Genomic DNA, 15692 nt, shown 5'->3' with positions numbered 1-15692 from the left:
GTTTACATTTACGCATATTTTAAATCTATATGGCATTAAATATCGTTTGGATCTCGTTTTTTGTTATCGCCTTCATCGTCGCTCTAATTAAACTTATTTTCTTAGGAGATACTGAAATTTTTATGAAAATCATCAATGGAATGTTTGATAGCGCAAAAAATGGTGCTGAAATTTCATTGGGCCTTGTGGGTATGATGACCTTCTGGTTAGGCATTATGAAAGTAGGCGAAAAAGCTGGTATGATTACCTTATTTGCAAAAGCAGTCAATCCATTTTTCAGTAAACTTTTTCCAGGAATTCCCAAAAACCATCCCGCTAACGGTTCTATAATCATGAATTTTTCAGCTAATATGCTTGGATTGGATAATGCTGCCACTCCAGTAGGTCTAAAAGCTATGCAAGAACTACAAGAGTTAAACCCTGAAAAAGAGACGGCAACAAACGCTCAAATCATGTTTTTAGTGCTTAATACTGCCGGAATTGCACTCATACCAACATCGGTAATTGCATTACGAATGGCCAATGGCGCTGCGAATCCTGCAGATATTTTCATTCCAGCTTTGATAGGAACGTTTATCTCCTTTATATCCGGAATGATTGCCGTAGCATTTTTTCAAAAAATCAACTTGTTTAAAACACCTATTTTACTTTTTTTAGGAACCTTTATCGTACTAATGGTGGGATTATATTTCGGGCTAAATGGCCTTCCTCCTGAAAAGATTGAAATAGTAACAGGCCTGATTGGTGGGGTTTTGATTTTCTCCATCATCATCTTATTTATTGTTTACGGAGCATTTAAAAAACTGAATGTTTATGATGCATTTATAGATGGCGCTAAAGAAGGTTTTAAGACTTCAATTATGATTATTCCTTTCCTAATTGCCATATTAGTTGCCATTTCAGCCTTTAGAACCACGGGTTGTATGGATTATCTTGTAAACGCTATTGGCTCGTGTTTTGAGTACTTTGGCTTTGACACACGATTTGTTCCAGCACTACCTGTTGGTTTAATGAAGACATTGAGTGGTGGAGGTGCTCGAGGATTAATGGTCGATGTTATGCAAGCGTATGGAGCAGATTCGTTCCAAGGAAGACTTGCTAGTGTTATCCAAGGTTCCTCAGAGACTACTTTTTATGTTTTAGCTGTCTATTTTGGTTCCGTTGGCATCAAGAACACAAGACATGCTCTTATATGTGGGCTGATCGCTGATTTTGTCGGTTTAGTCGCCGCAATTATTTTAGCTTATATATTCTTTGGTTAAATCTATAACCCTCTTACTAAAATGAAAAAAACAATCGCTTTAATTGCTCACGACGGAAAAAAACCCGAAATGGTTGCTTTTGTAAAGGATCATATCGAATTTTTAGGGAAAGCACATTTAGTTGCAACAGGTACAACAGGTTCGTATGTAAAACAAACAGGGCTTGATGTAGAATTAAAATTAAGTGGCCCTATGGGTGGCGATGCACAGATTGCAGCAATGGCCGCAGAAGGTAAGGTCGATGGAATTATATTTTTTAGAGACCCTTTAGGAAAACATGCCCATGAACCCGATATTCAAATGTTAATGCGTGTATGCGACTTATATAATGTACCCCTAGCTACCAATCCGGCTACAGGGAGCCTAATTATCGAGGGTTTATTAGAAGATGAATAACCGCTAGGAATTTTATATTCGGAAATTAACGTCATAATTCCCTTATATTTTTTTATATTTAGAAATATGAATGATCATGAAATCTTAGTGACAATTGGCACTGTCCCCTATACCACAACCATTACACAAAAAAGCAATACAGTTATTGCTGACGAACCGCAAGAACTGGGTGGTCAGGATGAAGGATTCAATCCACCTGCCCTATTGCTTTCCTCATTAGGTTCCTGCAAAGCGATGACTATCAAAATGTATGCGGATCGCAAAAAGTGGAATTTAGAAGAAGTATGTATTAAACTTTCCTATGAAACTTTAAAAAGCGAATTACAGCAAAATACCTACATACAATGTCATATCTCTTTCAAAGGAGACCTGGACCAGGTTCAGAAAGAACGGTTACTTCAAATAGCAGACAAATGCCCTATTCACAAGATTATGTCTAATCCAATCATCATTTCTTCCAATTTAATCTAAAATATTCACTTAGAATTTTTGATTATATCCGCGAGATGCTATATTTGTCGCCATAAAGAATCTATGAACATGCAAAATGAACAGCACACTCCTATTGACTCTCCTTTCACTTCTATAAAAAGAGAAAATTGGAAAAAACTGAATGGTCACTTTAAACACATATTTTCGCAACATGATTTAGATCAATTGCATGCCCTCAACGAACCTTTGAATGCTGCGGAGATTGAAGATGTTTACTTTCCTTTAAGTCACTTGCTGGGTATTCATATTGAAAGATTTCAGGATTTACATAAAAGTACGAACCACTTTTTTGAAAAAAATGAGAGCACACTTCCTTTTATTATAGGAATTGCAGGATCAGTAGCAGTAGGAAAAAGCACAACTGCCCGAGTATTGCAAAGGGTACTCAAATTACTCCCTAGTAAACCAAAAGTCGACCTAGTCACTACCGATGGTTTCCTTTACCCTAATGAAGTATTAAATGAAAAAGGTATCATGAATAGAAAGGGTTTTCCTGAGAGTTATGATGCTAAAAAATTAATACAGTTCCTATCGGCTATAAAATCAGGTATGGGATCACTTTCTGTTCCTTTATATAGCCACTTGGAATATGATGTGTTACCAGATAATCAGCAGCAACTAATAGATCATCCAGATATCCTAATTGTTGAAGGTATCAATGTATTACAAGTCAATTCACAAAGACCAAGAAAAGGTCACAGCGTTTTCGTCTCCGATTTCTTTGATTATTCTATTTACGTGCACGCAAGTGAGAAAAATCTATTGGAATGGTATACCAACAGATTTGAATCTTTACGTCGTACTGCTTTCCAGAATCCGGCATCCTTTTTTCATCGATATGCCGATATGAATGCTGATGAAAGTATTCAAATGGCCCATCAAATCTGGAATGAAATCAACAAACCAAATTTAGTGCAAAATATATTACCGACCCGATACCGAGCAGATTTAATCTTGGAAAAGGGCAGCCATCATTTTGTTAAAAATGTAAAGGTTCGTAAAATCTAACTTTCCTTAGAACGAAACAATAGAATTTCATTTAATATTTCATTCTGAATCTGATGGTGTAATTTATTACTACTGGATATGATCGTAAGTTCAATTTTATATTTTACAAAGTCCTTTCCTATTTCTGCAACCTTAATATGAAACAAATCATCATTCCAAATGATATTCTTATTCATCATTAACAGTGGTCTTAAATGGTTTTCAGCAGCATAGATTTGCAATGGCTTTTCCAAAGGAAGCTCTAACTTAACAATCAGCTTATTTGATTTTTGAGAAGATTTATTCACCATCGTTGAGGTGAATATCAAATTGTTTGGAATCAGCACCACATCGTCATCTTCATCCCTTACCACAATATTAGCCAACGTGATATCAATGATTTTACCTTGGTAATTACTGATTTTAATGTGGTCTCCTATCGAAAACTGATCTGAGAACATCACGAGAAGTCCACTTATCATATTGGTAATATATTCCCTGAATATTACCGCTATTGCCATAGCTACGATAGTCATACTGGTTATAAATTCTTTTGGATCAATACCCAGTGCAATCATCACCGTAACCACAATCATCCCGGCATTCAATACTCTTGAAACCCGAGAGATGCCCAAAACAAAATTTCCTCTAACATCATGATTGGCGTGCTTTCGATTATACAAGGAAACAATTAAAAATCGTCCAATAGAAATCAACAGATTTGCTGTCAAGAATGTATTAAAGGCATAGGCAAAATGTAATAAAATACGATTTTTCTCATAAAATGATGCTAAACCCACGAAAGAGTAGCTCAAGGCGATCCACAGCGCACAACGAAAAACAAATGATAGGGACAATTTATTTTTAACCATTTAAATTTTATTTTCTTAAGGAACTAAACTAATCATTTTTCAGACAATACAAAAAAGTGATCCATCTAAAAATAAGTATATTTGCAAGAGACCCATGGTTGAATAAGTATGGATAAAGAAATAACAACAATAGAACTTACGGTAACAGGGATGCATTGCACAAATTGCGCAATCGCTATCCACCAATATTTAGAAAAAAATGAGGCACAAAATATATATGTCGATTTTGCCTCTGATGAAGTCAAGTTCTCTGGTATAGCAGAAGAAAATATAAAAGAAATAACAAAAGGAATAGAAAATTTAGGCTTTCAAGTGATAACGGATCAGGCTCCGAAAGAACGTTTCTATAAAACAATAGAAGCTAAATTTTGGTTTAGTCTGATTTTCACACTTCCATTATTTGCCCACATGTTCGTCCATCACCCTTTATTGCACGACCCTTATGTGCAACTAGGCTGCTGTATTCCCGTATTTTTACTCGGATTTTTTCACTTTGGTAAAAGTGCTTTCTTTTCTCTTAAGAACGGCATGCCTAATATGGATGTACTGATATTTATTGGTGCAACAGCCGCCTTTACCTATAGCTTAATTGGAACACTCCATAATCTTGGCTCTGATTACATGTTTTATGAGACTTCCGCTACTATTATCACATTAGTTCTATTAGGGAATCTCCTTGAAAAAAAATCCATCAAAAAGACAACATCTGCAATTGGAGACCTCATCAAGATTCAAAATGTGACTACTACAAAAATTACCGATGATCAAGAGGAAATCATACATACCAAAGATGTTAAACAAGGTGATGTATTACTTATCAAGTCAGGAGATCTTATTCCTGTGGACGGTGACATCTTAACAGGCGATGGTTTCATCGATGAAGCCATGGTCACTGGAGAAAGTCTACCTGTATTCAAAAAAAAATACGATGCTGTCATCGGCGGAACAACCTTAACAGAGGGACATATCAAAATGACCGCCACAAAAGTTGGTCGAAAAACGGTATTGTCCCAAATCATATCGCTCATTAAAGAGGCGCAGTCAAAAAAACCTCCTATTCAAAAATTAGGTGACAAGGTAGCATCCTATTTTGTTCCTATAGTCGTCGTCATTGCACTATTCACCTTTTTCATAACCTATTTTATTGCAGAGGTATCATTGCAACAATCTTTAATGAATGCAATTGCCGTTCTTGTTGTATCCTGTCCGTGCGCTATGGGCTTAGCCACTCCTACTGCTGTCATGGTGGGGTTAGGAAGGGCCGCTCGAATGGGGATACTTATTAAAGGGGGTGATACCATTGAAGAAATGTCAGACCTCAAATACATGGTATTCGATAAAACGGGCACATTAACAACTGGCGATTTTAATATTAAGGCGATTCAAACTTTCGGTATTGACCAAAAACAAGTTGAATCTATCATTGCGCAATTAGAGAGCTATTCTAACCACCCCATTGCAAAGTCAATAAGACAGCATATGACAGAGGTAAAAGCGTATCGAATAATCTTTCAACATGTCAAAGAGGTTAAAAGCGAAGGCATCTATGCAACAGATACGAACAACAATAAATACAAATTGACTAATGCACGATTGGGAAAAGTAGATTACTCTAACCGCTATGATCTGGTGCTCTCCATTAATGATGTTGTTGTTGCAGGATTGGTAATAGAAGACCAGATAAAACCTTATGCAAAAGAATTGATCCAGACAATCAAATCTAAAAATATCATACCTGTAATACTAAGTGGTGACCGTAAAAGCAAATGTGATTTAGTTGCTCAAAGACTTGGGATAGCCAAAGTTTATGCCGACCGCAACCCGGAAGAGAAACTGAACATCATCAATACCCTAAAGAAATCCGGCATTACAGCTATGGTGGGAGATGGAATCAATGATGCCCCAGCTCTTACAACAGCTCATGTAGGCATCTCTTTAGGAGATGCAAGTCATATTGCTATTCAATCTGCAAAAATCATCTTATTAAACTCTGATCTTAAATCGGTTGAAAATCTACTCCTTATTGGAAAACACACCCTGCAAACGATCAAAGAAAACCTATTCTGGGCTTTTGCTTACAACATAATAGCCATACCACTTGCGGCGACCGGATACTTAGGTCCCATGTTAGCTGCGTTTTCGATGGCTTTCTCGGATATAATTGTGATTGGTAATTCTCTCCGTCTACGTTTAAAAAAACTAAGATAAATAGACAGCATATATGCCTATATTTTTTTAAAAATATAGTCTATTTTTTCAGTATCTTGAGCTTCAAAATATTCGTATTTGAGGTTATTTTTTCGTAACTTCGCATGCGTAGCAATCCGTGTAGACGGTATTGTTTAATAGTTTTATCGAAACCAAATTAATATGGCTGAAGAAACAGAAAATGATAATAATTTAGTGCCTGCAAACGATCGAATTATTTCGGTAAGTATCGAGGATCAGATGAAAACTGCATACATTGATTATTCAATGACAGTTATTGTTTCTCGTGCATTACCAGATGCTAGAGATGGTATGAAACCTGTACACCGTCGTGTTCTTTACGGCATGTTGGATTTAGGTGTTACAAGTACTAAACCTTACAAAAAATCAGCGCGTATCGTTGGTGACGTTCTAGGAAAGTACCATCCACATGGTGATACTTCCGTTTACGATGCAATGGTACGTCTAGCACAAGATTGGAACATGCGCTATCCTTTAGTGGATGGTCAAGGTAACTACGGTTTCTGTCGATGGAGATCCTCCTGCTGCAATGCGTTATACTGAAGCGAGACTAAAGAAAATTGCTGAGGACATCTTATCGGATATCAATAAAGATACAGTAGACTATCAATTGAACTTTGATGACTCGCTACAAGAGCCAACAGTATTGCCCACACGTGTTCCTAATTTATTAGTGAATGGTGCTTCTGGTATTGCAGTTGGTATGGCTACAAATATGGCGCCACACAACTTGACAGAGGTAATCAACGGTACAGTTGCCTATATTAACAACCGTGATATTGACATCCCTGAATTGATGCAATACATCAAAGGACCAGATTTTCCTACAGGTGGTTTAATCTATGGTTATTCAGGTGTGCAAGATGCTGAAACCACAGGACGCGGTCGTGTTGTGATGCGTGCAAAAACCGAAATTGAAGTATCAAAGTCAGGTAGAGAATCAATCATAGTCACGGAGATTCCATATCAAATCAATAAAGCGAATATGATTGAACGTACCGCGGAATTGGTTAATGAGAAAAAATTAGAAGGTATTTCTGCTATTCGTGACGAGTCTGACCGTACAGGTTTACGTATAGTATACGATGTTAAACGCGATGCAAATGCCAATGTTGTTCTAAACAACCTCTTTAAATATACTGCGCTACAAACCTCATTTTCAGTAAACAATATTGCTCTTGTCAAAGGGAGACCTGTATTGATGAATCTGAAAGATATGATTCAGGTCTTCGTGGATCACCGTCATGAGGTTATTACACGTCGTACACGATTTGAATTGGCAGAAGCTGAGAAAAGAGCACATATCCTTGAGGGATATTTAATCGCTCTAGATCATTTGGATGAAGTGATTAAACTTATTCGTGCTTCTGCAACACCAGAAGATGCACGCGTAGGTTTAATGGAGAAATTCGGTTTATCTGACCTCCAAGCACGTGCTATCCTAGACATGACTCTTCGTCGTTTAACAGGCCTTGAGCATGATAAAATTAAGGAAGAATATGCTGAATTAATGAAAACAATTGATTACTTAAAATCTGTTTTAGCAGACGAGAGTCTTCGTATGCAAATCATTAAGGATGAATTGATCGAGATCAGAGAGAAATATGGTGACGAGAGAAGATCAATCATTGTTCATTCAGCGGAAGATATGCGTATGGAAGATTTTATTGATGATGAAGAAATCGTTATTACAATCTCTCATAATAGCTATGTAAAACGTACTCCCCTTACCGAATACAAACGTCAAGGAAGAGGTGGTCGCGGCTCTATTGGGTCAACCACACGTGAAGAAGACTTTACAGAACACATTATTACTGCTTCAGCGCATAATTATATGTTATTGTTTACGGAATCTGGTCGTTGTTTCTGGCTTCGTGCATTTGAAGTCCCAGAAGGAAGTAGAACTTCCCGAGGACGTGCTTTACAGAATATTATCAATATCCCGAAAGACGAAAAAATTAAAGCGTACATATTAGTGAAGAATTTAAAAGACCAAGAGTACTTGGAAAACAACTTCATCATTATGTGTACTAAGAAAGGTACAATTAAGAAAACTTCTTTAGAGGCATACTCTCGCCCTCGAGCTAATGGTATCAATGCTATTAATATCAATGAAGGCGATCAGTTATTAGAAGCTTGCTTAACCAGTGGAACGAGTGAAATCGTAATGGCTTTACGTTCTGGACGTGCTATTCGCTTTAATGAATCAACAGTAAGACCTATGGGTAGAAACTGCTACTGGTGTACGTGGTATTACTTTAGGCAGCGAAAGCGATGAAGTAATTGGTATGATTAGTGTAGATGATCCACAGACTACGGTTCTTGTTGTCTCTGAAAAAGGATATGGAAAACGTACTGATATTGAAGATTATCGTGTTACAAATCGTGGTGGTAAAGGTGTAAAAACTATCAGTGTTACAGAAAAAACTGGTAATTTAGTTGCTGTGAAGGGTGTTAATGATACCGAAGATTTAATGATTATCAATAAATCAGGGATTGTTATTCGGATTTCAGTAGAAGGATTAAGAGTAATGGGCCGTGCAACGCAGGGTGTACGCTTAATAAACTTGAAAGGCGATGACGAAATAGCATCCATCACTAAAGTAGATCGTGAAGAAGACGAAGAAGAGCAAGAAGAAACGCTAGCAATTGAGGGTGATGAAAATTCTACAGAAAATACAGAACCTGATCAAGATGATAAATCGGAATCTAACGAAGAATAAATAGAATGAAAGCATTATTGACATCATTAGTACTGTCAGCTACAAGTTTAACTGTTGTTGCCCAATCCAATATAAAGGAGGGCAACAACAGTTTTGCACTTTATACGCAAACTGGAGATATAAAAAATCTAGAAAATGCTCGAAAGTTTAGCGATGCTGCATTTAAGACTAGAAAAGACTCCTCCTCAGTACGAAATAATATTTTAAGAGGATTAGTTTATAGTTCTTTTGCAGTTGCAGATTCCACACGAAGCCAAAAGTATACTTTAGACCCCATCGATGAAAGTTTAAATGCTTTAAAATTTATAAATAAGAAAAAGGCCTATAAAAACTTCCCTACTGAAGTTGACTACATTAAACAAAATCTAGCCACTGCCCTTATCTACAAATCTAACACTGATTTAAAGAATAATAAATTTGAAGATGCCTATATGGGATTTCTGAAAGTGGATTCTCTGGGCTTTAAAAATGCTGATTTAAAGTTTAATTTAGCAACTTTAGCGGTAAGTAGCAAAAAGTATCCTGATGCTATAAAATACTATAAAGAGCTAATCAATCAAGATTCTAGAAAAGCACAATATTATATAGAACTTGCAGCTGTATATGAAAAAATCGGGACTAAACAAGATGAGCTTAATACGCTAACAGCAGGAAGATTAGAATTTCCACTAAATAAAGAAATTCTTTTTAAACTCATCGACATCTATTCCAAAAATGAATCTTACGGTGCTATACTTCCAATTATAGATGAAGCAATTAAATTAGAGCCCGAAAATGTCGAATTAAATTATTTGGCAGGCTACGCCTATGAAGATGCTAAAGATATTCGAACTGCAAAACAATATTACAATCAAGTTTTGCGTTTAGATGCTAATAACTATGCTTCAAATTTAGCTTTAGGACTTATTTATTTAAAAGATTTCCTGAAATCAAAAAATGACGAAGATAAGCAGTATGCACAATCTTTTCTTTTGAAAGCAAATGAAATTAAACCATATGATGTGAATGCTCTTAATGCTCTATCGACATATTACAGTACGATTGAGGACTTTGTGCAATTAGATCGTGTGAATATATTATTAAATCAATTAACAGTTAATTAGAGATGAACATTAAATCATTATTATTATTGGCAGCTATCGCATCGGCAGGCACATCTGTTTATGCACAAAAAAATAATGTTAATAAAGCAAAAACGGGTATAGCAAAATTTGAGGAACTTAAAGCTGCTGGAACTGCACAATTAGCGCTACCTAACTTAAAAACTGCACAAGAAGCTATCGATCTTGCTATTGTTAATGACAAAACAAAGGAAAATCCAGAAGCATGGACAATATACTCGCTAGTGTATGCCAATTTAGCAACTTTAGATAAGTCTGCCGAAGATGCTAAAAAAGCTGAGGATGGAATTGCTAAGGCAAAATCCTATGACAGTGATGGCGCTAATAAAGACAACATCCGCATTGCAGAACAGGTATTAGGTCAGTTTAACTTCAATAATGGTGCTGAAGAATATCAGGGTCAAAAGTATAAAGAAGCCTATGATTCTTTTGAAAAAGCACTTGTATACTTACCTGGCGATACAACATTAATTTATTACGGAGGTATTTCAGCTTTGCAAATAAATGATTACGACAAGGCAATTGCTAAATATAAACAACTGATTCCTGTAAAAGAATTTTCTTCTCACAAACAAGTAGTTGTTGATTTACCAAAATTATTTTTATCTGCAAAAGATACAACTTCGGCATTGGAGTACGCTGCAAAAGCAGTAGAATTATATCCTGAAGACAACGCTGCAGCCGTTCAAAATATAGAATTCAATTTGATTTCTGGTCGTGAAAAAGAAATTGTAGCTGGCATTACATCACAACTCGCAAAAGACCCTAATAATAAAAGCTTAAACTATTATCTCGGTATCGCTCAATCTGCTAATAAGAATGATGAAGCAGCTTTAGAAGCTTATAAAAAAGCTTTAGCGATTGATCCTGATTATTTTGAAGCAAATACAAATATGGCAATCACTATGATGAATGGTGTACGTGAGAAACTAAATGTCTTAAATAATGATAGAACACTTAGCCAAGCAAAATATAATGAGGGCGTTAACAAAATCAAAGAAGAAATAAAACCCGCTTTGGTATACCTAACAAAAGCAGTTGAGCTGCAACCTACTAATATTGATGCTTTGACTAATTTAAAAAATTATTACATTTTCATGCAAGATGAAGCTAAAACTTCAGAAGTTACTGCTAAAATAGATGCTCTAAATTAGATTAATCATTAATTTAAAATGAAGGGGCTTACATTAATTTTGTAAGCCCTTTTTAATTTAAAAATTCTCTAAAATAATTGGATTATAAACAATGTACCTTTACTGATTAATAATAAAATTCCACTCTTATATTATTAACTTTTCAAAAGCTTTAACTTAAATTAACAACATTAAAAAAAATAATTGTTACCTTTATAAAAATAATAAATTTCATCAATATAAGCTCTGTATGCAAAACCTAATTTCAACCATTATTTTTTAACAGAGTTAATCGATCTCAATGAAAACAACAATAAAATTTAATAATGTTAATACACTATTTTCCAAATCTTTAAAGGAAAGAATTAACGATTATTTCAAAACAAATAAAATTCAAAAAACAGGAGAGAAAAAAATCCTGACAAAGGCAATTATTTTGTTTTTAACAGCTATATTTTTCTACATTATTTTAGTAGTAATTCAACCGCACTGGGCTATCAGCGTCATCGTCTGTATATTGCTTGGCATCAACTTCGCTGCCATAGGTTTTAATATTATGCATGATGCTGGTCATGATACTTTTTCCAAAAGTAAAAAGCTTAATAGCGTCTTATCTTATAGTTTTAATCTCTTGGGAGCCAATATTTATTTCTGGAAACTAAAACATAATATTGCTCATCACACTTATACCAATATTGAGGGTGAAGATCATGATATTGATATTAAGTTTATGCGTGTCCATAAAGATCAGGAATTAAAAAAACATCACTCCTATCAAAAATATTATTTTATGCTCCTATATAGTGTTTCCTATTTAGCATGGATCTTCTATCAGGATTATGAAAAATACTTCTCGGAAACAATGGGAAGCAGAAAAAAATCATTTGATTTTCCATTGCGTGAAAAAGTTATTTTTTGGGTCAGTAAAATTGTTCATATTAGTATTTTTATTGTTATCCCTGTTTTAGTTGTAGGTTGGTTGCCAACTTTAGTTGGATTATTAATATCTGGTATAGCTTGTGGTATATGTTTAGCAACTGTATTTCAATTAGCTCACGTATTAAGCGAAACCGAGTTTGTTGCATTAGAAGAAACTACAGATGCTACAAGAATGGAGAACGAGTGGATGATACATCAATTAAGCTCTACAGCTAATTTTGCAACAAAAAACAAATTCTTAACATGGATATTAGGAGGCTTAAATTATCAAGTAGAACATCATTTGTTCCCAAAAATAAGCCACATTCACTATCCTGCTATAAACAAATTAGTGAGAGAGACATGCATTGAGTTTAATGTCAAGTATCTCGAGTATAAGACATTCAATTCAGCGTTCAAATCACATGTCAGTGTAATTCAGTCCATGTCAAGATAATCGATATAACATATAAAAATAAAAAAGGCTAAGCATTATTGTTTAGCCTTTTTTATGCCTTTTTACCTTATTTAAAGCAATTCCCGCTCTGGTGATTGACTTCCGCCCTACTACTAGTAATACATTCGATCTTTTGTACCCAATTAGTGGTTAGTGACAGTTTTGGACATAGCCGTTTAGAAATTAATAAACACTTATTATATTCAGATGGGCTATTGCTTTACTGGAATACCTTTAACCAAAAGCCAATTGCATCGTTAGAGTAATGCACGCAGACATCGGTTGATAAAGTTTGACTATTGTTACCAGTCTCATATAGTTAAGCAAAAAGAGCCGTTGCAATAGATATTGCAACGGCTCTTTAATATGATATTTTCTACTCGCTTAGAATGTGAATTTCACAGAAGCATTCCATGTACGACCCCATCCCATTAATACAGAATTGGAGGTATCAATACCTTTCCAATATTGAGGATTTTCTTGGGCAACACTATTAGAGGTCGCTTCAGAAATATACAAGGTATCAAAGATATTATTGACATTCACACGGAAACTAATTGCATTTTTAGGACTAACTTCCAAACGGTACGATACACCTGCATCAACCAATTCGTAGTTTGGTAACTTCATTGTTGGAGCACTAGCAGGTAATGAACCATACAAATCCTCATAACGTCTATAGTCAGCATCGAATGAAAGACCTTTTATTACTTTGTATTTAGCACCTAAACCCCAACTTGTTTGAGAAGCTTCACCAACTTTCACACCAGTTAAATCTCTTTTTTCATTCGCTAACACCTCGCGGTTTTCATTACGAACAATAGTCTGTGCCATGCCATCATACTTCCAATCCCCAACAGATGCGAAACCTTTTAATTCAAAACCACGGAATGGACGAGCTACAAAATCCAGTTCAATTCCTTTGTGATCTTGTTTTACACCGTAATTAGAGAAGTAAAGATAATCGCCCTCGACTAAAACAGACGGATCATTTGTCGGATTATATTTTTTAACATCAGCCGCAGTTGCATTTTTAGAACTTCCAGTCACACGGTGTGCCCAAGTTGTTTTGTATGCATTTACATTCACATCAAAATATTCAGATGCAAATTTATAACCAGCTTCTAGACCTAAGATTTCTTCATTTCTAGCTTCTCCATTCACATCATTTCTGTAGTTCATGAAGATGTTGTTCTGGTAAGGTTGGCGAGAATATAATCCGGCATTACCAAAGATTGTATGGTTACCTAAAGTATAACTTGCACCACCTTTTACGTTGTAACCTAAGTTATTGACATCTTTAGATTTTCCTTCACCTATTTTATAAAGATAATAATCCTGTCTGCTATTTTGTTGACCTGAAAGGGAACCTTGGAAAAATGCAGAAAAACCATCTTTCGCATATTCCAACTGTCCGAATAAACCAGCATATCTGATCATTTGTTCGTAATCCCAACCTAAACGGTCCTCTGCATTTTTAGGCTTATCACCAAAAGATTTCCAAGGATTAGTGCTATACGAATTCGGAGTTGTCATTGTGCCATAGTTCACATTACCCTTATGAGAAATTGTTTCTTGACCTAATTTATCCGTTACTTGAATATAGTGTTCACCTTTATAGTCACGTAAATCGAAACCAACATTAAAGTTTAAGTTATCATTCAATTTACGATTGTAGTTAGACACTACACCAAACCATTGGTGATTATTCACCTGAGAAGCTAAAAATGGCTCAGGATTTACATCTCTTTCAGTACGTTTAGATTGACCACCACCACTAGCAATAGAACCATATAATACCGTTGATAACGATGATTTATCATCAATAGTCCAATCCCAGTTTAAGTTAGCAACAGGTTTGTGGTAGTAATTTTTACGTACATTTCTTTCCACACCGTTAATCGTCTCCACATTTGCATTGAATTTTCTTCCTTCTTTCAAGAAATTACTCAATGATGAAGTATAACCTTGGTTATGCCATTGCGGGGCACCTGTAACCATTAAGTTTAAGTTGTGCTTTTCATTTACTTTATAACCAACGGACAAAAAATAGTTCTGACCAGCACCTTCAGTACCGTTCATATAACCATTACCTTTCCATCCAGTGACCATTGCAGATACTGCAAATCCACTTTTCATTAAACCCGTATTGTATGCAATCGTTGATTTCACAAACATATCGTTACCGATTGATGTTTTAACAAAACCACCCTGTTGCATATCTGTAGATTTAGTTACAAAGTTAATCGTTCCCCCTACTGAAGAAATCGCTAATTTTGAAGAACCTAAACCGCGTTGAATTTGCACTAAAGAAGCGATATCTGTCAAACCACTCCAGTTAGACCAATACACACGGCCGTTGTCCATACCATTGATAGGTTGGCCATTTAATAAGAAAGCTGTGTTAGATTGATCAAATCCACGAGTCGTCATGGATGATTCTCCAAAACCTTTCGATTGACCAGATACATATACTCCTGGTGTATTTACCATTGAAGCAGTGATATCCATTGCTCCCACTTTTTCTTCAATAATCTGTTTTGTAATAGTAGAAACTGCAATAGGAGTTTTACGATCCTCTGCAATATCAATCAAACCACGGCCTACAATAACAACTTCATCCAAATTTGTTCCAGATGATTCTGCAAAAACAGGATCTAATTGCAATGCTTCACCGGCTTTCAAAAAGACATTATCGTAAATAAGCGGTTTTTCACCGATATAGGTGACCTCAATTTTGTAAGGTCCCCCCTCTTGTAAATTTGCGATATTAAAATGTCCATTAGAATCTGCCGATCCGCTGAAGGTGGCTCCGCTTGACTGATGCGTAATTTTAATTGTTGCACCTGTCGTTGTTTGTCCAGTTGATTGTTTTACAACCCCTGTAACACTACTTGTAGTTGTTTGCGCATGGATTGTTCCATAACTAGCAACAGCAAGAGCAAAAAAAAGTAGAGACTTTTTCATGTAAGATGTGTTTGATATAGTTTTAATGCTGCAAAAGTAAAACTCCCTTACCTATTTAACTAATTTTAACATCTAATGAATATGTTAAAACACACTTTTTGTAATCAAAATTTTTACCAAATTCCTATAAAATAG

10 protein-coding genes and 1 pseudogene are annotated in these 15692 nt (G+C 35.4%); 9 read left to right on the top strand and 2 right to left on the bottom strand.

What is annotated here, in order from left to right:
• Positions 1-29 precede the first annotated feature (29 nt).
• The 4 genes from ACFX5U_RS07385 to coaA all read left to right on the top strand — a co-directional run bounded on the left by ACFX5U_RS07385 (position 30) and on the right by coaA (position 3158).
• Positions 30-1262: a nucleoside recognition domain-containing protein gene (locus ACFX5U_RS07385; protein ID WP_038697522.1), complete on the top strand. Its 1233-nt coding sequence runs from the start codon at positions 30-32 to the stop codon at positions 1260-1262.
• A 21-nt stretch (positions 1263-1283) separates the two neighbouring features.
• Positions 1284-1658 (top strand): methylglyoxal synthase, encoded by a 375-nt coding sequence (locus ACFX5U_RS07380; protein WP_280568819.1) that lies wholly within the window; start codon positions 1284-1286, stop codon positions 1656-1658.
• A gap of 66 nt (positions 1659-1724) precedes the next feature.
• Positions 1725-2129 (top strand): OsmC family protein, encoded by a 405-nt coding sequence (locus ACFX5U_RS07375; RefSeq protein WP_038697518.1) that lies wholly within the window; start codon positions 1725-1727, stop codon positions 2127-2129.
• A gap of 63 nt (positions 2130-2192) precedes the next feature.
• Positions 2193-3158 (top strand): type I pantothenate kinase, encoded by a 966-nt coding sequence (gene coaA / locus ACFX5U_RS07370; protein WP_200878617.1) that lies wholly within the window; start codon positions 2193-2195, stop codon positions 3156-3158.
• On the opposite strand, the gene ACFX5U_RS07365 is transcribed toward coaA, so the two are convergent.
• On the bottom strand, positions 3155-4009 hold the full coding sequence (locus tag ACFX5U_RS07365; protein WP_400262904.1) for a mechanosensitive ion channel family protein: 855 nt from the start codon (positions 4007-4009) through the stop codon (positions 3155-3157). The two genes, coaA and ACFX5U_RS07365, sit on opposite strands and share 4 nt — an antisense overlap.
• A 108-nt stretch (positions 4010-4117) precedes the next feature.
• On the opposite strand from ACFX5U_RS07365, the gene ACFX5U_RS07360 reads away from it, so the two are divergent.
• The 5 genes and pseudogenes from ACFX5U_RS07360 to ACFX5U_RS07340 all read left to right on the top strand — a co-directional run bounded on the left by ACFX5U_RS07360 (position 4118) and on the right by ACFX5U_RS07340 (position 12590).
• The gene (locus ACFX5U_RS07360; protein ID WP_400262903.1) at positions 4118-6217 is read left to right on the top strand and encodes a heavy metal translocating P-type ATPase; all 2100 of its coding nucleotides are present in this window, start codon (positions 4118-4120) and stop codon (positions 6215-6217) included.
• Between the two features lie 162 nt (positions 6218-6379).
• Positions 6380-8961: pseudogene (gyrA, locus tag ACFX5U_RS07355) on the top strand (DNA gyrase subunit A).
• Between the two features lie 5 nt (positions 8962-8966).
• Positions 8967-10064: a tetratricopeptide repeat protein gene (locus ACFX5U_RS07350; protein ID WP_400262902.1), complete on the top strand. Its 1098-nt coding sequence runs from the start codon at positions 8967-8969 to the stop codon at positions 10062-10064.
• Positions 10065-10066: 2 nt separating this feature from the next.
• Positions 10067-11236 (top strand): lipopolysaccharide assembly protein LapB, encoded by a 1170-nt coding sequence (locus ACFX5U_RS07345; protein ID WP_280568832.1) that lies wholly within the window; start codon positions 10067-10069, stop codon positions 11234-11236.
• Positions 11237-11516: 280 nt separating this feature from the next.
• The gene (locus ACFX5U_RS07340; protein WP_280568834.1) at positions 11517-12590 is read left to right on the top strand and encodes an acyl-CoA desaturase; all 1074 of its coding nucleotides are present in this window, start codon (positions 11517-11519) and stop codon (positions 12588-12590) included.
• A 384-nt stretch (positions 12591-12974) separates the two neighbouring features.
• Here the strand turns inward: ACFX5U_RS07340 and ACFX5U_RS07335 are convergent, their stop codons facing one another.
• Positions 12975-15557, bottom strand: a complete 2583-nt coding sequence (locus ACFX5U_RS07335) for a TonB-dependent receptor (protein ID WP_400262901.1) — start codon at positions 15555-15557, stop codon at positions 12975-12977.
• Positions 15558-15692 lie beyond the last annotated feature (135 nt).

This window comes from Sphingobacterium sp. SG20118, from assembly GCF_044740685.1.
Lineage (GTDB): Bacteria > Bacteroidota > Bacteroidia > Sphingobacteriales > Sphingobacteriaceae > Sphingobacterium.
This window is presented reverse-complemented; position numbering and strand designations above follow the sequence as displayed.